We start from the raw sequence: 23,576 nt of genomic DNA, 5'->3' as shown, positions 1-23,576 counted from the left end.
GCACCGCTCTCGGCGGCGGGCTAGACCGCCGCGCTGTCGGAACGCCACCCGTAGCGGCGCCCGAGCGCTGCGGCGACCTGCGCGAACCGGTCGGGCTCGAGGACGGATGCCTCGCGCCGCATGCCCGACCGGTGCACGCGGTAGATCTGCTCGATGTCGACCCACGATGGCCGGCCCTGAGCGTCCCACGCACCTGAACCGAGGGCGAGGTAATCGCGGTCCCCGTCGTGCGCCTTGCTCGTGAGCCGGACGGCATAGACCCAGTCCGCGTCTTCTCGTGCGATCACGAGCACCGGCCGGTCCTTGCCGCGCCCGTCGCGCTCGTCGTACGGCACCCAGGTCCAGATCACCTCCCCGGCATCGGGGTCGCCGTCCACGTCCGGGAGGTAGGTGATGCGCAGCGCGTTCGCGTCCGGAGGGACGATCTCGACGGTGGCGGTGTCGCCCGACCGGCCGGGCTCATCGTCGGCACCGACCACGGAGCGGGTGCTCGCGCGGGTGGGCCGGAAGAGCTGCGCGATACGGCTGAGCAGTCGAGGTTGCGTCACCTGGTCACCCTAGCGCCGACGACGAGGGGCGCCGCGGATTCCCGCGACGCCCCTCGTTCGATCGATGCGTCAGACGCGCTCGTCGAGGAGGTATCCCTCTTCGCCGTGCACGACGGTGTCGACGCCGGCGAGCTCGTCCTCGTTCTTCACGCGGAAGCCGATCGTCTTCTCGATGACGAATCCGATCACTGCGGCCACGACGAACGAGTAGATCAGCACCCCGAATGCGGCGATCACCTGGACGACGAGCTGGTCGGCCCCGCCGCCGAGGAACAGGCCGGTCTCGGTGGCGAAGAAGCCGAGGTAGATCGTTCCGATGAGACCACCGACGAGGTGGATGCCCACGACGTCGAGCGAGTCGTCGAAGCCCCACTTGAACTTCAGCTCGACCGCCAGCGCGCAGACCGCGCCGGTCACGATGCCGAGCACGAGCGCCCAGCCCGGAGCCAGGTTCGCGCACGCCGGGGTGATGGCGACCAGACCCGCGACCGCGCCGGAGGCGGCGCCCACCGACGTGGGCTTTCCGTCCTTGAACTTCTCCACGATGATCCAGCCGATGACGGCGGCCGCGGTCGCGCCGAGAGTGTTGATCGCGATGAGGCCCACGCCGCCCATGTCCTCGGAGAGCCATTCGGCGCCGGCGTTGAAGCCGAACCAGCCGAACCACAGGATCGCCGCACCCAGCAGCGTCAGCGGAACGTTGTGGGGCTTGAGGATGCCCTTCTGGAAGCCGATGCGCTTTCCGAGGACGATCGCGAGGGCGAGCGCGGCGGCACCGGCGTTGATGTGCACCGCGGTGCCTCCGGCGTAGTCAATGACGGCCACGCCGCTCTCCTCACCGAACAGCGTCGTGCCGAGGTTGTACACCCAGCCACCGCCCCAGACCCAGGCGGCCACGGGGAAGTAGACGAGCGTCGCGAACAGGCCGGCGAAGATCATCCAGGCGCCGAACTTCGCGCGGTCGGCGATCGCGCCCGAGATCAGCGCGACGGTGATGATCGCGAAGGTCGCGCCGTAGGCGGTTCCCAGCAGGCCGACGTTGGCGTCGTCACCGGCTGCCAGGTTGGCCAGCCCGAAGTCGCTGAAGGGGTTGCCCGCGAAGCTCCAGGTGCCGTCGACGACGCTCATGTTGGCGCCGTAGAGGATCCAGAGCACGCTCACGAGGCCGAGCGCGCCGAAGCTCATCATCATCATGCTGACGACGCTCTTGGCCTTGACCAGGCCTCCGTAGAAGAACGCCACGCCGGGCGTCATGAAAAGGACCAGGGCTGTCGCTGTGACTGCCCAGGCGATGTTGCCGGGTGCGTCCATGAGTGATTCCTCGCATCGGGTTGGTGACAGGGGTGCGAGTCGTCACGGGTCCGTCTCGCACTGGCGCCAGTCTGGCGAGCGTGGGTTTCACCCGGCGTGCGAGTCGTGTTTCCCGCTGGTTACGCGAGGGGCGTGTGCGTAAACATCGTGTTTCGCACAGGCCGAAGTCGGCAGAGAATCAGGCGAGAGTCGACGCAACGAGCCGTGAGATCGCCCGCAGGTACTTCTTGCGGTAGCCGCCCGCGAGCATCTCCTCGGGGAAAACGAGGTCGAGTGAGACGCCCGTCGCGCGGATCGGCAGCTCGGCGTCGTACACGCGGTCGATGAAGGCGACGAACCGCAGGGCGGCCGACTGGTCCGTGAAGGGCTCGACGTCGCGCATCCCGACCGCTGTCAGGCCGTCGATGAGGCGGATGTACCGCGACGGATGCACCTTGGCGAGGTGGGAGACGAGGTCGGCGAAGGGGTCATCCGAGACGAGACCCGAGGCCGAGGCATCCGCGATCGCCGCTTCGTACTGGGGCTGGGTCAGGACCGCCGCGTGCCCGTCGACCGCACGATGCCGGTAGTCGGTGCCGTCGATGCGGATCGTCTGGAAGCTCGACGCCATCGCGTGGATCTCCCGCAGGAAGTCCTGTGCCGCGAAGCGCCCCTCGCCGAGGGCGTTGGGAGGGGTGTTGGATGTCGCGGCCAGCCGGGTCCCGGATGACACGAGCTCCCCGAGCAGACGCGTCATGACCATCGTGTCGCCGGGATCGTCGAGCTCGAACTCATCGATGCACAGCAGATCGGCGCCGCGGAACAGGTCGACGGTGTTCTTGTAGCCGAGCGCGCCGACGAGCGCGGTGTACTCGATGAACGATCCGAAGTACTTCCGGCGGGCGGGCAGCGCGTGATAGACCGCGGCGAGGAGGTGCGTCTTGCCGACGCCGAACCCGCCGTCGAGGTAGACGCCCGGCCGGGTCTCCGGACGCTTGGCCTTGCGGAAGAAGCCGCCCTTGGCCGGCTGGCCCGCACCCGAGAAGGCGAGCAGGTGGTCTTTTGCCTCCTGCTGCGACGGGTAAGCCGGGTCGGCGCGGTAGGTCTCGAAGGTCGCGTCGGCGAACTGCGGAGGCGGAACGAGGGCCGCGACCATCTCGGCGCCCGCGAGCTGCGGCGCCTGCTCCACGAGGTGCACGATGCCGGTGCGGCTGGTGGAGGCGGTCATGCGTGTCCTGTGTCGATGTCTTACGGGAAGGCGGTGAGTCCGGACCCGGGAATCTAGGGTGTCATCGGACGGTTCCAACCCTAGTCGTCACACTCTCACGCCCCGACCCGAGGAGCAGCCCATGTCCGTCGAGACCGACACAACATCCGCGAAGTTCGCCGACTACGCCGAGCCCGGCCGGCTCGTCACCGGCGACTGGCTCGAGCAGCGACTGGGCACGCCCGGGCTGGTGGTGGTCGAGTCCGATGAGGACGTGCTGCTGTACGAGACGGGGCACATCCCCGGCGCGGTCAAGGTCGACTGGCACACCGAGCTCAACGACCCGGTCGTGCGCGACTACGTCGACGGCGCCGGGTTCGCGCAGCTGCTCAGCCGCAAGGGAATCGGCCGCGACGACACCATCGTCATCTACGGCGACAAGAACAACTGGTGGGCTGCGTATGCGCTGTGGGTGTTCTCGCTGTTCGGACACGAGGACGTCCGCCTGCTCGACGGCGGCCGCGACAAGTGGATCGCCGAGGACCGCCCGCTCACGACCGAGCGCACCGTCCGCCCGGCGACGGAGTACCCGGTCGTCCAGCGCGACGACCGCGAACTGCGCGCCTATAAGGACGACGTGCTCGCACACCTCGGCAGCCCGCTGATCGACGTGCGGTCGCCGGAGGAGTACGACGGCTCGCGCACCTCCGCCCCGGCCTATCCCGAGGAGGGCGCGCTGCGCGCAGGCCACATCCCGACCGCCATGAGCGTGCCGTGGGCGCGCGCGGTCGCGGAGGACGGCGGGTTCAAGACGCGAGCGGAGCTCGACGCGATCTACCGCGACGAGGTGGGGCTGCAGGACGGCGACTCCGTCGTGGCCTACTGCCGCATCGGCGAACGCTCCAGCCACACGTGGTTCGTGCTCAAGCACCTCCTCGGCTTCGACGACGTCCGCAACTACGACGGGTCGTGGACCGAGTGGGGCAGCGCGGTGCGGGTGCCGATCACGGCGGGCTCCGAGCCGGGCGAGGTGCCCGGGCGCTGAGCCTGGGCCCTCCTGCACGTGAAATGATGGCGGGGATGTCAGACCCCGTTTTGCCCGCGAGCCTCGCCGAGATCCGCGACGAGTTCCTCGAGCTGCCCGAATCCGATCGCCTGCAGCTCCTGCTGGAGTTCTCGCAGGAGCTCCCGCCCGTGCCGGCCGAGTACGAGGGGCACCCCGAGCTCTACGAGCGCGTGGCGGAGTGCCAGTCCCCCGTGTTCATCGTGATCGACGTCGACGATGAGGGCGTCGTCGCGATGCACGCGACAGCTCCGCCCGAGGCTCCGACGACCCGCGGGTTCGCGAGCATCCTCGCCCAGGGCATCACCGGCCTCAGCGTGGACGAGGTGCTGGCGATCCCCGCAGACTTCCCGCAGAGCATCGGCCTCACGCGGGTGGTGTCGCCACTGCGCATCTCCGGCATGACCGGGATGCTCATGCGCGCCAAGCGCCAGGTGCAGGCCAAGCGCGCCGCCTGAGACGTCGCGGCGGTCAGTCCCCGGCGGATGCCGGCACGGCGCTGAGATCGCGGCCGGCCAGCCACGCGCGGATGCGTGCGCTCCAGCGCTCCTGGTCGTAGTTCCAGAGCTTCGTGTGCCGCGCCACCTCGAACACCTCGAGCTCGACGATGTCGGGCCGCGCCGTGACGAGGTCGTGCGACGCGTCGGAGGGGACGAAGCCGTCGTCATCGCTGTGGAGGATGAGGATCGGATGCCGCAGCTCACGCGCTCGTGCGACGACGTCCAGGCGATCGAACGGGATCGCACTGCCCGCGCGCGTGATGGGCGTCGCCCACTCGGTCTGCAGGGCGCCGATGGCGAGCCCGCTGACCGTCGGCGGGACCTTCATCATGCGCGCCTGGTACTGCAACACGACCCGCCAGTCGATGACCGGCGACTCCAGGATGAGTCCGGCGATCGCATCGCGGTGCGGCGAGTTCAGCGACACCTGCAGCGCGATCGCCCCGCCCATCGACCACCCCATGAGGATGATGCGCCGTGCGCCGCGCCGGCGTGCGAAGCCGACCGCGGCGTCGACGTCGCGCCACTCGGTCGCACCCAGCGTGTACGTGCCTGCTCGGCTGCGCGGTGCCTCGCCGTCGTTGCGGTACGAGACGACGAGAGAGGTGATGCCCGCCTGGTGGAAGATCGGCACCGCGCGGAGGCATTCGGCGCGCGTCGTCCCCCGCCCGTGCACCTGGATGACCCACACGTCGCCCTCGCCCGACGGGAACAGCCACGCGGGGCACGGACCGACCGACGAGCCGATCAGCTCGGGCGTGAACGGCAGGTGCAGCTCAGAGGGGCTGTCGTAGTACCAGCCGCTGAAAGCAGCGTCGGGCGACAGCCGCGCATCGGAGCCGATGTGGGTGAGGAGCTTGCGCTTGACGCTCGCGTCGTCCTCGGAGAGCACCGAGCCGAGCTTGACGTAGTTCGACGTGCCGCTGGTGAACAGGCCGTAGCGTCCGGGCAGCTCCGTGTCGGGCGTGCGGGTCAGCGTGATCGTCTGCGCCGCCGTGTCCAGCGACAGGATGCGCGTGTCGGGCAGCCGCACGGCAGGGGTGACCACACGTCGGGCCATGTGCACCGACGCGACGGCAACGGCCGAGAGCACGCCGGCGAGGGCCACGCTGATCACGGTGAGCGCGGCACGGATCCCGGCGAGGAGACTGGGTGATGCGCCGCCCATAGCGGCGCGCCTGGAGGCGACCATCGAGGCCTCACTCTAGTCTGTCCGCGTGGCTGAGCATCGTCCCCCGGCGGCTACGACGCCGTTCTCGCAGGTGGCCGAGCAGGTCCGCGCGATCGAGTTCCGCGGCGACCTCTCCGTCCGGGAGATCCCCGCGCCGTCCGGACTCGCGGCGTTCTCACTCGCGCTCGCCGGCGACGTCCGCCCCGAGGCGGAGAGCATCGACTCTCCGTACGGGACGGGAAGATTCATTCTGCTTCACGACCCCGACGAACCCACGCAGTGGAACGGTCCGTGGCGCATCGTGTGCTTCGCACAGGCGCCCCTGGAGCCAGACATCGGCGTCGACCCGCTCCTCGCCGACGTGGCCTGGGCGTGGCTGACCGATGCCCTCCAGTCACGGCGGGCCGGCTTCCACTCCGCCTCCGGCACCGCGACCAAGACACTGTCCAAAGGCTTCGGCTCGCTCGAGCACGAGGGCGATGGGGCTCAGATCGAATTGCGCGCCTCGTGGTCCCCGGAAGGCGCGATCGCGCCGCACGTGGAAGCATGGGCTGAGCTGGTGTGCATGCTCGCGGGTCTTCCCCCGGGCTCGGAAGGGATTGCAATGCTGGGTTCTCGCAGGGCGACGCGTGACTGAATACCTCGTCATCGATCGGCTCGACGACCTGATCGACGCGTCTCGGCGCCTCGGCGACGGGCATGGCCCCGTCGCCGTCGACGTGGAGCGCGCGTCCGGGTTCCGCTACTCGCAGCGCGCCTACCTGATCCAGGTGTACCGGCGCGGGGCGGGCGTCTTCCTCTTCGATCCGCCGCCCATCGGCGACTTCAGCTCGCTCCAGGCGGCGATCGGCGACACCGAGTGGGTGCTTCACGCGGCGAGCCAGGATCTCCCGTCGCTGCGAGAGCTCGGCCTGGAGCCGGCGTCGATGTTCGACACGGAACTGGCCGCCCGACTCCTCGGTCACGACCGCGTGGGCCTCGGAGCCGTCGTCGAGGACACCCTCGGCATCACCCTCGCCAAGGCCCACTCCGCGTCGGACTGGTCCACGCGGCCGCTCCCCCAGTCGTGGCTGGAATATGCGGCGCTGGACGTCGAGCACCTCATCGACGTGCGCGACGCGCTCGTGGCCGAGCTCGAGGAGCAGGGCAAGACCGAGTTCGCCGCCGAGGAGTTCCAGGCCGTGCTCGAGCGCGAGCCCAAGCCGCCGCGCGATGAGCCGTGGCGCCGTCTCAGCGGCCTCCACATGGTCCGGGGGCGCAAGGCGCTCGCTGTCGCCCGCTCGCTGTGGACGGCGCGGGAGGACTACGCCCGCAGCCAGGACGTCGCCCCGGGTCGGCTCGTCCCTGATCGCGCTCTCGTGGCGGCCGTCCTCGCCGACCCCAAGTCCAAGCAGGAGCTCGCCGCGATCAAGGAGTTCACCGGCCGGGCCAGCCGTACCCAGCTCGATCGATGGTGGGCGGCCTTCGAGGAGGGGCGGACCACCACCGACCTCCCGCTCGAGCGCGCGACCGGAGGCGATTCGCTGCCCCCGCCGCGCGCCTGGCCCGACCGCAATCCGGAGGCCGACGCGCGGCTGAAGGCGGCGAGGCCGGCTGTCGAGCAGCTCGCGGAGACGCTCCACATGCCGACGGAGAACCTCCTCACCCCCGACCTGCTGCGCCGCGTCGCCTGGGCTCCGCCTGTGCCGCTGACCGCGGCATCCGTCGGCGAAGCCCTACTCGCACTCGGTGCGCGACCGTGGCAGATTGCGCAGACCTCACAGGTAATCGTCGATGCCTTTGTGGATTCCGTGCAAGAGCCCGCGACGGCGCCGGAAACGGCTTCGTAGGTTTCCGCCACCCGTTTTTCCTGCGGTCCGCCGCGATCCTAGGCTGGCGCTATCCCTATTTTTGGAGGCAGAGTGGCCGAGATCTCGGACGTCTTCTTCGTCGATGGAATGCGCACCCCCTTCGGGCGCGCCGGCGAAAAAGGCATGTACTGGAACACCCGAGCGGACGACCTCGCCGTCAAGGCGACGATCGGGCTCATGGAGCGCAACCCGAACGTGCCGAAGGAGCGCATCGACGACGTCGCCATCGCCGCGACGAGCCAGACCGGCGACCAGGGACTGACGCTGGGCCGGAGCGTGGCCATCCTGGCCGGACTCCCCCAGTCCGTCCCCGGTTTCGCGATCGACCGCATGTGCGCCGGCGCCATGACGAGCGTCACGACGATGGCGGGCTCCATCGGCATGGGCATGTACGACTTCGCCCTCGCCGGCGGTGTCGAGCACATGGGCCACCACCCGATCGGCGCAAACGCCGACCCCAACCCGCGGTTCGTCGCCGAGAAGATGGTCGACCCCGGCGCACTCAACATGGGTGTCACCGCGGAGCGCATCTTCGACCGCTTCCCGCATCTGACCAAGGAGCGGTCCGACCGGTTCGGCATGCTCAGCCAGCACAAGGTGCAGGCGGCGTACGACGCCGGCAAGATCCAGCCCGACCTCGTGCCTGTCGCGATCAAGGACGCGGAGGGCTCGTGGGGCCTCGCCACCGAGGATGAGGGCCGTCGCCCGCAGACCACGATGGAAGACCTCGCGAACCTCAAGACGCCGTTCCGTCCGCACGGACGTGTGACCGCCGGCACCTCGTCGCCGCTCACCGACGGCGCGACGATGTCGCTGCTGGCCGGCGGCGGCGCCGTGAAGGAGCTCGGGCTCGCGCCGAAGATGCGGCTCGTGTCCTTCGCCTTCGCCGGCGTCCAGCCCGAGATCATGGGCATCGGGCCCATTCCGTCGACCGAGAAGGCGCTCCGGAAGGCCGGCCTGACGATCGACGACATCGGGCTGTTCGAGCTCAACGAGGCGTTCGCCATCCAGGTGATCTCCCTGCTCGACCACTTCGGCGTCGCCGACGACGACCCGCGCGTGAACCCGTGGGGCGGCGCGATCGCCTTCGGTCACCCGCTCGCGGCCTCGGGCGTGCGCCTCATGATCCAGCTGGCGGCCCACTTCGCCGAGCGCCCTGACGTCCGCTACGGCCTCACCGCGATGTGCGTCGGCCTCGGACAGGGCGGATCGGTCATCTGGGAGAACCCGCACTACGACGGCAAGAAGAAGAAGTAGGAGCCCGCCGCATGACGAACTACGACGAGATCGACTTCTCGCCGCTGAACGCCCTCGCCGACGGAGAGGTCGTCACGCACTCGCGTGTGCGCGACATCCGCCTCCCCTCCGGCAAGGTGCTCGCGCTGATCACTCTCGACAACGGCCGGGATCACACGCGTCCCAACACGCTGGGCCCGACGACGCTCACGCTGCTCGGCGAGACGCTCGATGCGCTCACCGCACGCGCGGCCGCCGGCGAGATCCACGCCGTCGCGGTCACCGGAAAGCAGTACATCCTGGCCGCGGGCGCCGACCTGTCCGACATCTCCCGCGTGGGCTCGAAGGACAACGCGCGGCTGATCGCGCAGCTCGGCCACCACGTGTTCGGCAAGCTCGGCGCCCTCGGCGTGCCGTCGTTCGCCTTCGTCAACGGGCTCGCGCTCGGTGGCGGACTCGAGATCGCGCTGAACTCCACATATCGCACCGTGGATGCCTCGGCCGCCGCGATCGCCCTGCCCGAGGTGTTCCTCGGCATCATCCCCGGCTGGGGAGGCGCGTACCTCCTGCCGAACCTGATCGGCATCGAGAACGCGCTCGAGGTCGTCATCTCGAACCCGCTGAAGCAGAACCGCATGCTGAAGCCTCAGCAGGCGTTCGACTACGGGATCGTCGACGCGATCTTCCCGGCGGCGAACTACCTCGAGGACTCGCTCTCCTGGGCCGACCGCGTGCTCACCGGCAAGACCAAGGTCGAGCGCAAGCACGAACCCGGCAAGATCGAGCGGCTCACCAAGTGGCCGATCGCCGTCAAGATGGCGCGCGGGATGCTCGAGTCGAAGATCGGCACCGTGCCCCGGTCGCCGTACGTCGCGCTCGACCTGCTCGACAAGGCGAAGGGCGGCACGAAGGAGGAGGGCTTCGCCCGCGAGGACGAGGCGCTCGCCGATCTCGTCGCGGGCGACCAGTTCGCGGCATCCATGTACGCGTTCGACCTCGTCCAGAAGCGGGCGAAGCGTCCGGTGGGTGCGCCCGACAAGGCTCTCGCGAAGAAGGTGACGAAGGTCGGCATCATCGGCGCCGGCCTCATGGCCAGCCAGTTCGCGCTGCTGTTCGTGCGCAAGCTGCAGGTGCCCGTGCTCATCACCGACCTCGACCAGGCTCGCGTCGACAAGGGCATCGCCTACATCCACGAGGAGATCAGCAAGCTCGAGGCCAAGGGGCGCCTCGACGGCGACGCGGCCAACAAGCTGCGGGCGCTCGTCACCGGCACCACCGACAAGAGCCTCTACGCGGACTGCGACTTCGTGATCGAGGCCGTGTTCGAAGAGGTCGGCGTCAAGCAGCAGGTGTTCGGCGAGATCGAGCAGATCATCGCCGAGGACGCGATCCTCGCGACCAACACCTCGTCGCTGTCCGTCGAGGAGATCGGCGCGAAGCTCGCCCACCCCGAGCGCCTCGTCGGCTTCCACTTCTTCAACCCGGTCGCCGTCATGCCGCTCATCGAGATCGTCAAGACGCCGCAGACCTCCGAAGCTGCGCTCTCGACCGCTTTCGTCGTCGCGAAGACTCTCGGCAAGAACGCGGTGCTCACCGCGGACGCGCCCGGGTTCGTCGTGAACCGCCTTCTCGCGAAGGTCATGGGCGAGGCAGCGCGTGCTGTGTACGAGGGCACGCCGGTCGCCGATGTCGAGAAGGCGTTCGCGCCCCTCGGGCTTCCGATGGGACCGTTCCAGCTCATCGACCTCGTCGGCTGGAAGGTCGCCGCACACGTGCAGGACACGATGGTGGGCGCCTTCCCCGAGCGCTTCTACGCGAACGAGAACTTCCACGCGCTCGCCGAGCTGCCCGCGGTCGTCGAGAAGGACAAGGGCGGACGCGTCACGGGCTGGACGAAGGCGGCCGAGAAGGTGCTCAAGCCGGCGGTCGGCTCGACTCCCGCGGCGGCCGATGAGATCCTCCGGCGCGTGCAGGACGGGCTCGCTCAGGAGATCAAGCTCATGCTCGACGAGGGCGTGGTGCCCGAGGTCGAGGACATCGACCTGTGCCTCATCCTCGGCGCGGGCTGGCCGTTCATCGACGGCGGCGCGTCGCCCTACCTCGACCGCGAGGGGGCGTCGGAGCGCGTCTTCGGCGACACCTTCCACCACCCGGTCATCAAGGGCATCGGCTCGCGCTGACACCCTCCGTGACGAGCGGCCCCGGATTCCGGTCCGGGGCCGCTCGTGCGTGGTCGATGCGGTGGGTGCGCGAACGCGCCGATCACACGGGATGAGCCGGAACGGCGCGACGGCCGATCGACAGCCAGACCGAGGGTCCGACGAGGGGCACGAACAGCACGACGAGTGTCCACACGAGTGCCTGTGCCGAAGTCAGGCGCTTGGCGAGCCGGGAGAGCGTGACCAAGGCCACGATCGTGAGCACGATGATCAACAGCGCAACCACGGACCACACGACGTCGTAGGCGGCCGGGATCAACGGGTTGTGTTCGACGGTCACCGCGCCATCCTATCCGCGCGACCGGTGCTAGCGTGCGGTCATGGGCGAGGCGGAACGCATGCTGCTGATCGACCCCGGGCGCACTGTGCCTCTCGAACCGAGAACAGACGAGTTCTTCCTGCGTCCGATCACGGTCGCGGATGCTGCACGCGACTACGAAGCCGTAATGGAGACGCGCGAGGACCTGCGCGTGTGGGAGCAGTCGTCGTGGCCGGAGGACGCCTTCACGGTGGAGGCGAACGCGAAAGACCTGGCCGATCTCGAGCGACGCCATCTCGAACGCCGCGCGTTCACGTACACGGTGCTCGACCCGGGCGGCGCGGAGTCGCTCGGCTGCGTCTACATCTTCCCGACCACCGCGTCCTTCCTCGCGAAGGCGACGGTGACCGCCGTGTCCGAGGAAGCGGTGTGGGCGGACGTGGACGCCGTCGTGTACTTCTGGATCCGTGCGGCGCGGATCTCGTCGGGCCTGGAGGCCCGGCTGCTGTCGGCGCTCCGGTCATGGATGGCGGAGGACTGGGCGCTCGCACGGACCGTGTTCGTGACCAACGAGCAGTTCGAGCGGCAGGTCCGCCTGCTCGATGCCGCCGGGCTTCGCGTGCGGTTCGAACTGCGCGAGCCGGCCAAGGCCGGCACCTACCTCGTGTACGGATAGCGCGGCCCCGTCGGACGCTGGTGACCGAATCCCCCGGCTCTCAGACAGGCTGGGCAGCGCGGACCCGGAGGTCCCGTGCCAGGTGGTCGCGCTGCTCGATGACGATGCGACGGAGCGCCGCCGGCGCGTCCTCGTTCCGCGCAAGCCACGCATCGACCAGGTCGAGCGCGTCGCCCTCCGGGAAGAGTCCTCGGACGAGCCGCGCCGCGATCTCGATGCTGCGCTCGCTCCACACACCGCGGATGCGCTGGAAGTACTCCCCGTCGAACGCTGCGATCAGGTCGCGCCGACCGCCCGCGCGCACACCGGCGATGGTCGCACTGAGATGGTCGTTGGTGAGCGTCGTGTCGTCCCAGGATCGATGCCACGCCGCCGCGCGCACGTCTGCGTCCGGCCGGGCCGCGAGCACCGTCAGATGCGCGGTCCGCCCCTTCGCAGTCGGGTCGCGGCGCAGCTCGTCATCAGCGTCGGCGACGGTCGCGTGCCCGGTGGCCGCCAGCGCCGTCAGCCACGCCCAGCGGAGTTCGGGGTCGAGCTGCAGACCGTCCGGCGCCGCCACCGTGCCCGCGAGCATCCCGCGAAGCTCCTCCGCCCTGGTGCCGTCGTACAGCGCCGCGGCACCCAGCGCGCGAGCCCACGCGAGCTGCGCGTCGCTGCCCGCGGACGCCGCCGTGAGCTGCTGCCAGGTCGTCTCCAGCCACGCCGCCCGCTCCTGCGGTCGGCGCTCCGCCGTGACGTAGTGGCCGATCGCGAACGATGCATTCGCGAGCGCATCCGCGCGCAGCGCGGAGTTCGTCTCCGCGCCGGCATGGCGACGGACGATGCCGAGATAGCGTGCGGCGGGAAGTTCTCCGTCGCGCGTGGCGTTCCACAGCGCCGACCACACGAGACCGCGCGCGAGGGTGTCGTCGATCGTCGAGAGCGCCGCCTCGACGGCGTCGAGCGACGCGGCATCGAGTCGCACCTTCGCATAGGTGAGGTCGCCGTCGTTGGGCAGCACGAGGTCGGCCGCTCCGATCTCGCCCAATGGGGTGCGCTCGGCCAGGACGTCCGCGTCCACGGTGCGCGTGCGCACCAGCCGTCCGTCGCGCACCTCGAACAGCCCGACCCGCAGCCGGTGCGGGCGCGCATCGGACTGGACGAGCACCGCGCTCTCGCCGTCGCGCTCGACCTCGATCGTCGACATGCCGGTGGTCTCCAGCCACGCGCGCGACCACGCGTGGACGTCGCGCCCTGAGGCGGCCCCGAGGTGGCGGAGCAGGTCGTCGAGCGTGGTGTTGCCGAATGCGTGGGCGGCGAAGTACTGCCGCGCACCCTCGAAGAACTCCTTTTCGCCGACGAACGCCACCAGCTGCTTGAGCACCGAGGCACCCTTGGCGTAGGTGATGCCGTCGAAGTTCAGCTTCGCCGCCTCGAGGTCGGCGATATCGGCGACGATGGGATGCGTCGTGGGCAGCTGGTCCTGCGAATACGCCCACGCCTTCCGTCGCGCGGCGAAGGTCACCCACGCGTCCGGGAACCGCGTGACCGCGGCCGTGGCGTGCGCGCCCATGTAGTCGGCGAACGACTCTTTCAGCCACAGGTCGTTCCACCAGCGCATCGTGACGAGGTCGCCGAACCACATGTGCGCCATCTCGTGCAGGATCGTGTTGGCGCGCCCCTCGTGCTGTGCGACCGTCGCCGCGCCGCGGAAGACGTACGCCTCGGTGAAGGTCACGAGACCCGGGTTCTCCATCGCGCCGATGTTGTACTCGGGCACGAAGATCTGGTCGTACTTGCCCCACGGGTACGGGTAGCGGAAGGCGTCGGCGAAAAAGTCGAGACCCTGCCCGGTGATCTCGAGGATCTCGTCGGCGTCGAGGTGCTCGGCGAGCGACGCCCGGCAGTGGACGCCCAGCGGCAGGACCTGCTGGCCACGGCGCCACTCCCCCTCGACCCGGTGGTACGGGCCTGCAGCCACCGAGGTGATGTAGGTCGAGATGGGCAGCGTCTCGGCGAACACGACGCGCTGCGCGCCGCCCTCGGTGGTTCGCTCGGCGACCGCCTGGTTCGACAGCACCGCCCAGCCTGCCGGCGCCGTGACGACGAAGGTGTAGCGGGCCTTCATGTCGGGCTGCTCGAAGCACGCCATCACCCGGCGCGCGTCGGCGGGTTCGTAGTGCGTGTAGAGGTACGTCTGACCGTCGACCGGGTCGACGAAGCGGTGCATCCCCTCACCGGAGCGGCTGTACGCGGCACGCGCCGCAATGCGCACGCTGTGCCGCCCGCGCAGTCCCCCGATCCGGATGCGGGCGCCGTCCCATTCGACGGGATGCGGGATGCCGTCGACGTCGACTGCCTCGACGGCTTCGCCGATGAAGTCGACCCACGTCTCGACGCCGGTGTCCGCGGAGCCCGGAGCAGCGGCATCCGTCTCGATCTGGAGCGTGCTGACCGTGGTGAATCCGGTCTCGCCCTCGTGCGGCGCCGTCGTGAGGTCGAGCTCGACGCGTGCGGTGTGGACGGTGAGGGAGACGGACCGCGCGGCGGTCTCCTCCCTGCTCAGGTTGGCGCTGCTCATCCGTCCATGCTTCCACGACCGGCACGGACCGGCGGACGAGCCGAGGGGTCAGCGGCGCTGCTGGTCGCGGGCGAGCGTCGGGATCGTCGGGATCTCGGTGGTCTGCGCGCCCCGGGCGACCGGGATGCGGGTGCCCAGCACCTGTGCCACGACATCGTGCGCGATCTTCGACGGCGTGATCCCGGCATCCTCGAGGATCTGCTCACGGCTCGCGTGGTCGATGAATGCGTCGGGCAGGCCGAGCTCGTCTACGGCCGTGTCGACGCCGGCCTCGCGGAGCACCTGGCGCACGCGCGTCCCGATGCCGCCGACGCGGATGCCGTCCTCGATCGTGATGACGAGACGGTGGGATGCCGCGAGCTTCACGATCGACGGCTGTACGGGCACCACCCACCGTGGGTCGACGACCGTCGCACCGATGCCCTGGTCGCGGAGGCGTCCGGCCACGTCGACGGCGATGTGCGCCATGGGGCCGATGCCGACGATGAGCACATCCTCGGCATCCGAGCGCACCAGCACGTCGACGCCGTCGTCCAGCCGCTCGATCGCGGGAAGCTCGGGGCTGACACCGCCCTTGGGGAACCGGATGACCGTCGGCGCGTCGTCCACGGCGACGGCCTCCTGCAGTTCCTCGCGCAAGCGCTCGGCGTCGCGGGGCACGGCGATGCGGATGTGGGGCACGAGCTGGAGCATCGCGAGGTCCCAGATGCCGTGGTGACTGGGTCCGTCCGGTCCGGTGACGCCGGCGCGATCGAGCACGAACGTGACGCCCGCGCGATGAAGCGCGACATCCATCAGCACCTGGTCGAACGCGCGGTTCATGAACGTCGCGTAGATGGCCACCACGGGGTGAAGTCCGCCGAACGCGAGTCCCGCGGCGGACGCGACGGCGTGCTGCTCGGCGATGCCGACGTCGTAGACCCGATCGGGGAACCGCTGCGCGAACGGCAGCAGGCCCGTGGGACGCAGCATCGCCGCCGTCATCGCGATGATGTCGTCGCGCCGCTCCCCGACGGAGACGAGCTCCTCGGCGAAGACGTCGGTCCACGCCGGCGCGCCGCCGGAGCTGGCCACGGTCTTGCCGGTGAGCGGGTCGATCTTGCCCACGGCATGGAACGCATCCGCCTGGTCGTCGAGAGCCGGCTGATAGCCCCGGCCCTTCTCGGTGATGGCGTGCACGATGACCGGCGCGCCGTAGCTCTTGGCGAGCTCCAGCGTCTCGATGAGCGACGGCAGGTCGTGGCCGTCCACCGGCCCGAGGTACTTGATGTCGAGGTTCGAGTAGAGCGCGGCGTTGTTGGTGAAGCGCGAGAGGAAGCCGTGCGTGCCGCCTCGCACGCCCCGGTACACCGCCCGCCCAGCGGGACCGAGCTTGCGGAACAGCGTGTCGGAGCCACGGTGGAGGTTGCGGTACGCCTCGGCTGTGCGCACGCGGTTGAGGTAGCGCGCCATGCCGCCGATGGTCGGGGCGTACGACCGCCCGTTGTCGTTCACCACGATCACGAGGTTCCGGTCGTTGTCGTCGGAGATGTTGTTGAGCGCCTCCCACGTCATGCCGCCCGTGAGCGAGCCGTCGCCTACCACGGCGACGACGTGCCGGTCCTTGCGGCCGGTGCGGGTCAGAGCGCGCGAGACGCCGTCGGCCCAGCTCAGCGAGCTCGAGGCGTGCGACGACTCGACGACGTCGTGGGGGCTCTCGGACCGCTGCGGGTATCCGGCGAGGCCGCCCCGCGACCGCAGGTTGGTGAAGTCCTGCCGCCCCGTGAGCAGCTTGTGGACGTACGCCTGATGCCCCGTGTCGAAGATGAACGGGTCGGCGGGCGAGTCGAAGACCCGGTGCAGGGCGATCGTGAGCTCGACGACACCGAGATTCGGCCCGAGGTGACCGCCCGTGCGGGAGACGTTCTCGATGAGGAACCCACGCACCTCGTCGGCGAGCTCCTGCAGCTGGGCGGTGCTCAGCGCGTCGAGATCGCGGGGTCCGGCAATGGACGACAGCAGCGACATCCCGGCTCCTTTCCGGCCCCAGGAGGGCCCTGCAAGTCTACCTGGGACATGAAGAGGGACCGGATGCCGCGGCATCCGGTCCCCCGTGAATCACCTGTCAGACCAGCGAGCGCAGCACGTACTGCAGGATGCCGCCGTTGCGGTAGTAGTCGGCCTCGCCGGGTGTGTCGATGCGCACGACCGCGTCGAACTCGACCGTCTGCTTGCCGGCCGGCGAGAACTCGCTCGGCTCGGCGGTGACGTGCACCGTCTTCGGGGTGACGCCCTCATTGAGCTGCTCGAGACCCGAGATCGAGACGATCTCGGTGCCGTCGAGGCCGAGCGACTTCCAGCTCTCGCCCGCCGGAAACTGCAGCGGGACGACACCCATGCCGATGAGGTTCGAGCGGTGGATGCGCTCGAAGCTCTCGGTGATGACGGCCTTGACGCCCAGCAGGCTGGTGCCCTTGGCCGCCCAGTCGCGCGACGAGCCCGAGCCGTACTCCTTGCCGCCGAAGATGACGAGCGGCGTGCTCGCGGCCTGGTAGTTCTGGCTGGCGTCGTAGATGAACGCCTGCGGTCCGTCCGGCTGCGTGAAGTCGCGGGTGAAGCCGCCCTCGACCTCGGCGCCGCCGTTGACCTCGCGCACCAGCTGGTTCTTCAGGCGGATGTTCGCGAACGTGCCGCGGATCATCACCTCGTGGTTGCCACGGCGCGAGCCGTACGAGTTGAAGTCCTTGCGGTCGATGCCGTGCTCCGCCAGGTAACGGCCGGCAGGGCTGTCGACCTTGATGTTGCCGGCGGGGCTGATGTGGTCGGTCGTGACCGAGTCCAGCAGCGTCGCGAGCACCCGCGCGCCCGAGATGTCGGTGACCGGGGTCAGCTCCATCGTCATGCCGTCGAAGTACGGGGGCCGGCGCACGTACGTGGAGGCCTCGTTCCACTCGAACACGTCGCCCGTGGGGGTGGGGAGGGTCTTCCAGCGCTCGTCGCCCTCGAAGACGCTCGCGTACTGGTGGGTGAACATCTCCTTGTTGATCGACGAGTCGATCGTCGCCTGGACCTCCGCGGCATCCGGCCAGATGTCCTTGAGGAAGACGTCGTTCCCCTCGGTGTCCTTGCCCAGCGGGTCGGTCTCGAAGTCGAAGTTCATCGACCCCGCGAGCGAGTACGCGATGACGAGCGGCGGGCTCGCCAGGTAGTTCATCTTCACGTCGGGGTTGATGCGCCCCTCGAAGTTGCGGTTGCCGGAGAGCACGGCCGTGACGGCGAGGTCGTGCTCGTTGACGGCGGCGGACACGTCTTCGATGAGCGGACCGGAGTTGCCGATGCAGGTGGTGCAGCCGTAGCCGACGGTGTAGAACCCGAGATCCTCGAGATCCTGCGTGAGTCCGGCCTTCTCGTAGTAGTCGGTGACGACCTTCGAGCCGGGTGCCAGCGTGGTCTTCACCCAGGGCTTCGCCTTGAGGCCCTTGCGCACGGCGTTGCGTGCGAGGAGTCCGGCGGCGAGCATCACCGAGGGGTTCGACGTGTTGGTGCACGACGTGATGGCCGCGATCGTCACCGCGCCGTTGTCGATCACGTACGGGTCGCCGTCAGCGGGCGTGATCGTGACGGGCTTGGATGCCGCGGCCGGACCGCCGCTGGCGATGTGCACGGTGCGCGTCAGCTGCTCCTCCTCGCCGGGGACGGCGCCGGGGTCGGAAGCGGGGAACGAGTGCTTCGACTCGAGGTCCACGATGGACGTGGACTCGGTTGCGTCGGCGTAGTTGACGATGTCCTTCTCGAACTGCGCCTTCGCGCCGGACAGCGGAATGCGGTCCTGGGGCCGCTTCGGACCGGCGATGGACGGCACCACGGTCGACAGGTCCAGCTCCATGTACTCGCTGAAGACCGGCTCGACGGCCGGGTCGTGCCAGAGGTGCTGCTCCTTGGCGTACGCCTCGACGAGCGCGAGCGTCTCCTCGCTGCGACCCGTCAGGCGCAGGTAGTCGACGGTGACGTCGTCGATGGGGAAGATGGCAGCGGTCGAGCCGAACTCCGGGCTCATGTTGCCGATGGTGGCGCGGTTGGCCAGCGGCACCGACGCGACGCCCTCACCGTAGAACTCGACGAACTTTCCGACCACGCCGTGCTGGCGGAGCATGTCGGTGATCGTGAGCACGACGTCGGTCGCCGTCACGCCGGTGGGAATGGAGCCGGTCAGCCTGAAGCCGACCACGCGGGGAATCAGCATGGAGACCGGCTGCCCGAGCATCGCGGCCTCCGCCTCGATGCCGCCGACGCCCCAGCCGAGGACGCCGAGGCCGTTGACCATGGTGGTGTGCGAGTCGGTTCCGACGCAGGTGTCGGGATACGCGCGCAGCACGCCGTCGACCGTGCGGTCGTAGATCACCTTGGCGAGGTGCTCGATGTTCACCTGGTGGACGATGCCGGTGCCGGGGGGCACGACCTTGAAGTCGTCAAAGGCCGTCTGGCCCCAGCGAAGGAACTGATACCGCTCGCCGTTGCGCTCGTACTCGATCTCGACGTTGCGCTCGAGGGCGTTCTCGGTGCCGAAGAGATCGGCGATGACGGAGTGGTCGATGACCATCTCGGCGGGCGAGAGCGGGTTGATCTTGGTCGGGTCGCCGCCCAGCGCCTCCATTGCCTCGCGCATGGTCGCGAGGTCGACGATGCAGGGCACACCCGTGAAGTCCTGCATCACGACGCGGGCCGGCGTGAACTGGATCTCGGTGTCGGGCTCGGCCGCGGCATCCCACGATCCGAGCGCCTCGATCTGAGCCTTCGTCACGTTCGCGCCGTCTTCGGTGCGCAGGAGGTTCTCGAGCAGCACCTTGAGGCTGAACGGGAGCTTGTCGTAGCCCGCGACCTTGTCGATGCGGTAGATCTCGTAGTCGGTGCTGCCGACCGTCAGGGTGCTCTTGGCACCGAAGCTGTCAACCGTGGACACGTCTGTCTCCTTCGTCGGCGGCGGGAGCGGGCCGGAGCCCGGCACTCCCCATCTTCCCCCGCCCCGGGGCCCTCGGCTAGTGAGGATGGCCTAATCCGCGGCGGCGTCGATTTATCTTGATGTCAAGATAAATGTATCACTTCGCGGCGACGTCTCCACGCGACTCACCGCGCGGGTAGAGCGCGCGCACGGCGAGCCAGGTGACCGCGACGAGCGGCGCGAAGAGCGGCAGTCCCATGACCAGCTTCAGCGTTCCCAGTGCCGTGACGTTGTCGGCGAAGTACAGCGGCAGCTGCACGAGCAGGCGCGCGGCGAAGAGCGAGGCCCACGCGATCGCGAGCCAGAAGAACACGCGGCGCTTGCGCTTGTCGGCGCGCCAGGCGGTCCCCTCCCCCATCAGGAATCCGACGGCGAGCCCGATGAGCGACCAACCCACCAGGGCCGAGATGAGGAAGGCGCTGCCGTACAGCGCGTTCGTGATGAAACCCGGGATGAAGTTGTTGGATGCCTCGCCCGTGAACGCGGCGAACGCCGCCGCGACACCTGCCGCGACGAGGCCGCCGATCGCCGCCGTCACCGGCTGACGGGCGATGAGTCGCACCGCCGTGAAGATCGCCGCGATGCCCACGGACAGCCCGAGCGACAGCCACAGGTCTCCGTCGCCCGTCGCGGGGTCGATCGTGAGCGTGTACACGACGATGAAGACGAGGCCCGGCAGGACGGACTCGAGCACACCGCGCCAGCCGCCCATCGCGGACCATACGACGTGCCCGGTCGAGGCCCGCTCGGTCGGGTCGAGACCGGCACGGCGCGCGGCACCGCCGAGGGCCGCTCCGAGAAGCTCTGAAGCGGATGCCTCGGCCGGCGGCGGCGTCAGGTCGGGGCCGCGCTGCTCGTCGCCGGGCGAGGCCTGTGGCGAGTCGGTCACGCGGTTCCCGGGGTGGCAGGCATGCGCAGCGGGATGAGGTCGCGGGGCGGCATGGGTGAGCCGCCGCGCACGACGACGATCGAGCGGAAGAGATCCTCGACGGCGGCCGCGGCCTCGACGTCGGACGTCGCCGCCCCGCCGATCACGCCGCGGAGGAACCAGCGGGGTCCGTCCACGCCGACGAATCGTGCGAGCCGCTTCCCCGACGCGCCCTCGGGACCGGCGGCGACGGGCACTTCGGCCAGGAGCTCGGGGCCCAGAGGTCCTTCGCGCTCCTCGACCCGCCCACCCTGCTGGCGGATCTGGGCGCGGATCTGCTCGCGGGTCTCGGCCCAGAGGCCCACGGTCCGCGGCGCGGCGAAGGGCTGGACCTGAAGAGTGGAGCCCGCATAGTCGAGTCCGACGGCGACGATGCGCTTGGTCTGCTCCTCGACCTCGAGGCGCAGGTTGAGACCCTCACGCGGGAGGATCTTGATGCCGCCGAGGTCGATGTACGGGCGGACCGGGTTCGCCTCGGACTCGTCGAACGGCCCCGCCGAGGCCCGGTCGTCGGGCGCGTCCTTGCGCGGCGCGTCTGCGGGAGTGGGGTCGGTCATGCGAGGACTCCGTCCTTCTTGTCTTGATCGCGGGGAGCCCCCCGCGTGGACTCGCCTGCGCTCGCCGGCGGCACGGCCGCCCCCCCGCCGTAACCCGTAGAGCCGAAGCCGCCTTCGCCTCGGACGCTCTCGGGTAGAGCCTCCACGGGGATGAAACGGGCACGGGGCACCGGCATCACGATGAGCTGGGCGATGCGGTCGCCGACCGAGATGTCGTGAGCGTGCTCTGAATCGGTGTTCAGCAGGATGACCTTGATCTCGCCCCGATAGCCGGCGTCGACGGTGCCGGGGGCGTTGACGACGGTGATCCCGTGCTTGGCGGCGAGGCCGCTGCGCGGGACGACGAACGCGACGTGCCCCTCGGGCAGCGCGATCCGCACCCCGGTGCCCACCATCGCACGGCGGCCGGGCTCGAGCCGCACGGCCTCGGCGGCGATGAGATCGGCGCCCGCGTCGCCCGGGTGCGAGTACACCGGGACGTCGGAGGCGATAATGGGGACATCCACCGTTTCAGTCACCCAATGAGGGTAATGCAGAAGACAGCGCACGACGTCGGGGCCGCCGACTATCGCGAACGGCTCGGTCCGTCCTTGTGGGTGCTGGTCAGCGCCGCAGTCGCCGGGCCGATGGCAGCCCTGGTGTTCGCCCCGATCGACACCACCGTCGCCCTCGTGATCGGCGCGATCGTCGGGGTCGCCGTCGTCGCCCTGCTCATCGCTGGTGCGCCGGTCGTGCGCATCCATGACGGGGTCCTGCGCGCGGGGCGCGCGCACATCCCGGTCGATCTGCTCGGCGATCCGGTGGTGTATCTCGACGAGGAGGCGCGTCACCAGCGGGGCGCGGGCCTCGACCCGCGCTCCTGGCATGTCATCCGCGGAGGGATCGACGGGCTCGTGGTGGTGCCGGTGTCGGATCCTCAGGACCCGACACCGGTCTGGGTCGTCTCGTCGCGGACGCCCGATCGGCTTGCAGCCGCCGTGCGCCGCGCTCAGCTCAAGCGGAGCACTCCGAGCAGATAGCGCCGGCCGCGGTGTCGTGATCGAGCTGCGAGCGGTGCTTGACGAGGAAGCAGTTCACGCAGGTGAACTCGTCCTCCTGCGGCGGAAGCACGACGACATCCAGCTCGAGGTCCGACAGGTCGGCGCCGGGAAGCTCGAAGCCGGACGGGTTGTCGGCATCCTCCACATCGACCGCGCCGGAGAGCTTGTCGGGAACGCGCTCCTTGAGAGCCTCGATCGACTCGCTGTCGTCCTCGGTCTTGCGGGGGGCGTCGTAATCGGTGGCCATTCGTGAACGTCTCAACTTCCGGAATATCGCGGGTGCGCTGCCCTTTCAGGCGGCGATAGTTTGCATGACCGAATCCGTTTACGCAAATGCGCGACGCGGGGTTGTCAACCATGCGTTCCCCTGAAACTCGCGCCACGCGCGAGATATTCCCGGGACCCGACATCCGCTGTGTCAGCATGGGCGGGACACGAGGATCGGAGGGGCGTTCGCATGGAACAGCTCAAGGTCATCGGAACCGAGGACGACACGCTCGTCCTGGCGACCGAGTCTGGCGAGAGGTTCGCCCTCGCCGTCGACGACGTGCTGCGGATCGAGCTGCGTAAGGCACGCCGCGACCGCGACGGCGACACACAGGCCGCGCGGCCGAGTCCGCGAGAGATCCAGTCGCACATCCGCGCGGGCCTGTCGGCCGACGAGGTCGCCAGCCTTCTCGGCGCGCGCGTCGAGGACGTGGTCCGGTTCGAGGGCCCCGTGCTCGCCGAGCGCGAGCACATCGTGGGCCAGGCGCTCGCGGTCGCTGTGCTCCTGGGCGGCGACTTCGAGGCCGACGGCAACCCGACGTTCGGCTCGGCCGTCCGCGCCAAGCTGCACGAGGCGGGCGCCTCGGGCGAGCGGTGGACGAGCTGGAAAGAGCCGACGGGCTGGATCGTCAAGCTCGAGTTCACCGCGAACGAGGTCGACCACGACGCCCGGTGGGGCTTCGATCCCCGCCGCAGCACACTGTCTCCGCTCAACGCGGACGCGATCCAGCTCTCGCGGCAGGGTTCGCTTCCCGATGGCCTCATCCCCCGCCTCCGAGCCCTCGAGACGGCGACGCCGAAGGACGACACGCGCTTCGACAGCGGCGCCTTCGGCCCGCGCAAGCTGCCCGACGCCGACTTCGAATCACCGGATCTTCCCGCGCCTTCCACCCCCGCGGTGCAGCAGGCTGCGATCAAGCGCGCCGACGAGCCGGCGGTCACGTCCGCCGAGACGGCCGACCTCCTCGAGGCGCTGCGGCGCCGTCGCGGTCAGCGTGAACCGCTCCCCGGCGCCGAGGACATCAACCCGTCGCGATCGCAGTCACCGGTCGCCCTCTTCGACGCCCTCGAGCCCGGGTACGACGAGTCCCCGAGCGAGGACGAGCCCGAGGCCGCAGACTTCGACGTCGCGCCGTCCGCGGTGGCGGAGGCGGGTCGACGCAAGGGGCGCACCTCCATGCCGTCGTGGGACGAGATCGTCTTCGGCGCACGCAGCGACGACTGAAG

Annotated in this window: 21 protein-coding genes; 9 read left to right on the top strand and 12 right to left on the bottom strand. The window is 69.6% G+C overall.

What is annotated here, in order from left to right; translation table 11 throughout:
- Positions 1-20: 20 nt before the first annotated feature.
- From JX005_RS08300 to zapE, 3 genes are all read right to left on the bottom strand, one after another.
- Positions 21-548 (bottom strand): type II toxin-antitoxin system PemK/MazF family toxin, encoded by a 528-nt coding sequence (locus tag JX005_RS08300; protein ID WP_214467016.1) that lies wholly within the window; start codon positions 546-548, stop codon positions 21-23.
- 69 nt (positions 549-617) lie between these two features.
- A complete protein-coding gene (locus JX005_RS08295) occupies positions 618-1,859 on the bottom strand; it encodes an ammonium transporter (RefSeq protein ID WP_214467015.1) in 1,242 nt (413 codons plus the stop codon).
- Between the two features lie 178 nt (positions 1,860-2,037).
- A complete protein-coding gene (zapE, locus tag JX005_RS08290) occupies positions 2,038-3,066 on the bottom strand; it encodes a cell division protein ZapE (protein ID WP_214467014.1) in 1,029 nt (342 codons plus the stop codon).
- 121 nt (positions 3,067-3,187) lie between these two features.
- Between zapE and JX005_RS08285 the strand changes: the two genes are divergently transcribed.
- Both JX005_RS08285 and JX005_RS08280 read left to right on the top strand, forming a co-directional pair.
- Complete coding sequence (locus JX005_RS08285; protein ID WP_214467013.1) at positions 3,188-4,090, top strand: sulfurtransferase; 903 nt, start codon at positions 3,188-3,190, stop codon at positions 4,088-4,090.
- Between the two features lie 35 nt (positions 4,091-4,125).
- The gene (locus tag JX005_RS08280) at positions 4,126-4,566 is read left to right on the top strand and encodes a SufE family protein (protein ID WP_214467012.1); all 441 of its coding nucleotides are present in this window, start codon (positions 4,126-4,128) and stop codon (positions 4,564-4,566) included.
- Positions 4,567-4,579: 13 nt separating this feature from the next.
- On the opposite strand, the gene JX005_RS08275 is transcribed toward JX005_RS08280, so the two are convergent.
- On the bottom strand, positions 4,580-5,800 hold the full coding sequence (locus tag JX005_RS08275; RefSeq protein ID WP_214467011.1) for an alpha/beta hydrolase family protein: 1,221 nt from the start codon (positions 5,798-5,800) through the stop codon (positions 4,580-4,582).
- A 25-nt stretch (positions 5,801-5,825) separates the two neighbouring features.
- On the opposite strand from JX005_RS08275, the gene JX005_RS08270 reads away from it, so the two are divergent.
- The 4 genes from JX005_RS08270 to JX005_RS08255 all read left to right on the top strand — a co-directional run bounded on the left by JX005_RS08270 (position 5,826) and on the right by JX005_RS08255 (position 11,045).
- Entirely contained in the window at positions 5,826-6,416 is a 591-nt protein-coding gene (locus tag JX005_RS08270) for a DUF3000 domain-containing protein (RefSeq protein WP_214467010.1), read from the top strand.
- A complete protein-coding gene (locus tag JX005_RS08265) occupies positions 6,409-7,608 on the top strand; it encodes a ribonuclease D (protein ID WP_214467009.1) in 1,200 nt (399 codons plus the stop codon). Before JX005_RS08270 ends, JX005_RS08265 begins: the two co-directional genes overlap by 8 nt.
- Before the next feature lie 72 nt (positions 7,609-7,680).
- Positions 7,681-8,886: a thiolase family protein gene (locus JX005_RS08260; RefSeq protein ID WP_214467008.1), complete on the top strand. Its 1,206-nt coding sequence runs from the start codon at positions 7,681-7,683 to the stop codon at positions 8,884-8,886.
- Positions 8,887-8,897: 11 nt separating this feature from the next.
- Entirely contained in the window at positions 8,898-11,045 is a 2,148-nt protein-coding gene (locus JX005_RS08255; protein ID WP_214467007.1) for a 3-hydroxyacyl-CoA dehydrogenase NAD-binding domain-containing protein, read from the top strand.
- Positions 11,046-11,127: 82 nt separating this feature from the next.
- On the opposite strand, the gene JX005_RS08250 is transcribed toward JX005_RS08255, so the two are convergent.
- The gene (locus JX005_RS08250; protein WP_214467006.1) at positions 11,128-11,364 is read right to left on the bottom strand and encodes a PLDc N-terminal domain-containing protein; all 237 of its coding nucleotides are present in this window, start codon (positions 11,362-11,364) and stop codon (positions 11,128-11,130) included.
- A gap of 40 nt (positions 11,365-11,404) precedes the next feature.
- On the opposite strand from JX005_RS08250, the gene JX005_RS08245 reads away from it, so the two are divergent.
- Positions 11,405-12,019, top strand: coding sequence for an N-acetyltransferase (locus JX005_RS08245; protein ID WP_214467005.1), 615 nt, complete (start codon positions 11,405-11,407; stop codon positions 12,017-12,019).
- A 40-nt stretch (positions 12,020-12,059) separates the two neighbouring features.
- On the opposite strand, the gene pepN is transcribed toward JX005_RS08245, so the two are convergent.
- The 6 genes from pepN to dut all read right to left on the bottom strand — a co-directional run bounded on the left by pepN (position 12,060) and on the right by dut (position 21,560).
- Complete coding sequence (gene pepN / locus JX005_RS08240) at positions 12,060-14,579, bottom strand: aminopeptidase N (protein ID WP_214467004.1); 2,520 nt, start codon at positions 14,577-14,579, stop codon at positions 12,060-12,062.
- A 48-nt stretch (positions 14,580-14,627) separates the two neighbouring features.
- Complete coding sequence (gene dxs / locus JX005_RS08235) at positions 14,628-16,586, bottom strand: 1-deoxy-D-xylulose-5-phosphate synthase (protein ID WP_214467003.1); 1,959 nt, start codon at positions 16,584-16,586, stop codon at positions 14,628-14,630.
- A 97-nt stretch (positions 16,587-16,683) separates the two neighbouring features.
- A complete protein-coding gene (gene acnA, locus JX005_RS08230; protein ID WP_214467002.1) occupies positions 16,684-19,518 on the bottom strand; it encodes an aconitate hydratase AcnA in 2,835 nt (944 codons plus the stop codon).
- Between the two features lie 136 nt (positions 19,519-19,654).
- Positions 19,655-20,446, bottom strand: coding sequence for a DUF3159 domain-containing protein (locus JX005_RS08225; RefSeq protein WP_372447329.1), 792 nt, complete (start codon positions 20,444-20,446; stop codon positions 19,655-19,657).
- Complete coding sequence (locus JX005_RS08220; protein WP_214467001.1) at positions 20,443-21,042, bottom strand: DUF3710 domain-containing protein; 600 nt, start codon at positions 21,040-21,042, stop codon at positions 20,443-20,445. Before JX005_RS08220 ends, JX005_RS08225 begins: the two co-directional genes overlap by 4 nt.
- Complete coding sequence (gene dut / locus JX005_RS08215; RefSeq protein ID WP_214467000.1) at positions 21,039-21,560, bottom strand: dUTP diphosphatase; 522 nt, start codon at positions 21,558-21,560, stop codon at positions 21,039-21,041. Before dut ends, JX005_RS08220 begins: the two co-directional genes overlap by 4 nt.
- Before the next feature lie 12 nt (positions 21,561-21,572).
- Here dut and JX005_RS08210 point away from each other — a divergent pair, with 12 nt between their 5' ends.
- The gene (locus JX005_RS08210; RefSeq protein ID WP_214466999.1) at positions 21,573-22,061 is read left to right on the top strand and encodes a DUF3093 domain-containing protein; all 489 of its coding nucleotides are present in this window, start codon (positions 21,573-21,575) and stop codon (positions 22,059-22,061) included.
- Here the strand turns inward: JX005_RS08210 and JX005_RS08205 are convergent.
- Positions 22,036-22,329 carry a DUF4193 domain-containing protein gene (locus JX005_RS08205; RefSeq protein WP_214466998.1) on the bottom strand — a complete coding sequence of 98 codons (294 nt, stop codon included), beginning with the start codon at positions 22,327-22,329 and terminating at the stop codon, positions 22,036-22,038. The two genes, JX005_RS08210 and JX005_RS08205, sit on opposite strands and share 26 nt — an antisense overlap.
- Before the next feature lie 210 nt (positions 22,330-22,539).
- Here JX005_RS08205 and sepH point away from each other — a divergent pair, with 210 nt between their 5' ends.
- Complete coding sequence (gene sepH / locus JX005_RS08200) at positions 22,540-23,574, top strand: septation protein SepH (protein ID WP_214466995.1); 1,035 nt, start codon at positions 22,540-22,542, stop codon at positions 23,572-23,574.
- Positions 23,575-23,576: the final 2 nt, after the last annotated feature.

The sequence above is a fragment of the Microbacterium flavescens genome (assembly GCF_018588945.1).
Taxonomy (GTDB): Bacteria; Actinomycetota; Actinomycetes; order Actinomycetales; family Microbacteriaceae; genus Microbacterium; species Microbacterium flavescens.
Note: the sequence above shows the minus strand (reverse complement) of the source record. Positions and strands in the feature narration are given on the sequence as shown.

Bases quoted from the DNA above. Each gene is read 5' to 3' on its own strand.
- JX005_RS08295 (WP_214467015.1), bottom strand. From the start codon at position 1,859: ATGGACGCACCCGGCAACATCGCCTGGGCAGTCACAGCGACAGCCCTG.
- zapE (WP_214467014.1), bottom strand. From the start codon at position 3,066: ATGACCGCCTCCACCAGCCGCACCGGCATCGTGCACCTCGTGGAGCAG.
- JX005_RS08285 (WP_214467013.1), top strand. From the start codon at position 3,188: ATGTCCGTCGAGACCGACACAACATCCGCGAAGTTCGCCGACTACGCC.
- JX005_RS08280 (WP_214467012.1), top strand. From the start codon at position 4,126: ATGTCAGACCCCGTTTTGCCCGCGAGCCTCGCCGAGATCCGCGACGAG.
- JX005_RS08275 (WP_214467011.1), bottom strand. From the start codon at position 5,800: ATGGTCGCCTCCAGGCGCGCCGCTATGGGCGGCGCATCACCCAGTCTC.
- JX005_RS08255 (WP_214467007.1), top strand. From the start codon at position 8,898: ATGACGAACTACGACGAGATCGACTTCTCGCCGCTGAACGCCCTCGCC.
- JX005_RS08245 (WP_214467005.1), top strand. From the start codon at position 11,405: ATGGGCGAGGCGGAACGCATGCTGCTGATCGACCCCGGGCGCACTGTG.
- pepN (WP_214467004.1), bottom strand. From the start codon at position 14,579: ATGAGCAGCGCCAACCTGAGCAGGGAGGAGACCGCCGCGCGGTCCGTC.
- dxs (WP_214467003.1), bottom strand. From the start codon at position 16,586: ATGTCGCTGCTGTCGTCCATTGCCGGACCCCGCGATCTCGACGCGCTG.
- JX005_RS08220 (WP_214467001.1), bottom strand. From the start codon at position 21,042: ATGACCGACCCCACTCCCGCAGACGCGCCGCGCAAGGACGCGCCCGAC.
- JX005_RS08210 (WP_214466999.1), top strand. From the start codon at position 21,573: ATGCAGAAGACAGCGCACGACGTCGGGGCCGCCGACTATCGCGAACGG.
- JX005_RS08205 (WP_214466998.1), bottom strand. From the start codon at position 22,329: ATGGCCACCGATTACGACGCCCCCCGCAAGACCGAGGACGACAGCGAG.
- sepH (WP_214466995.1), top strand. From the start codon at position 22,540: ATGGAACAGCTCAAGGTCATCGGAACCGAGGACGACACGCTCGTCCTG.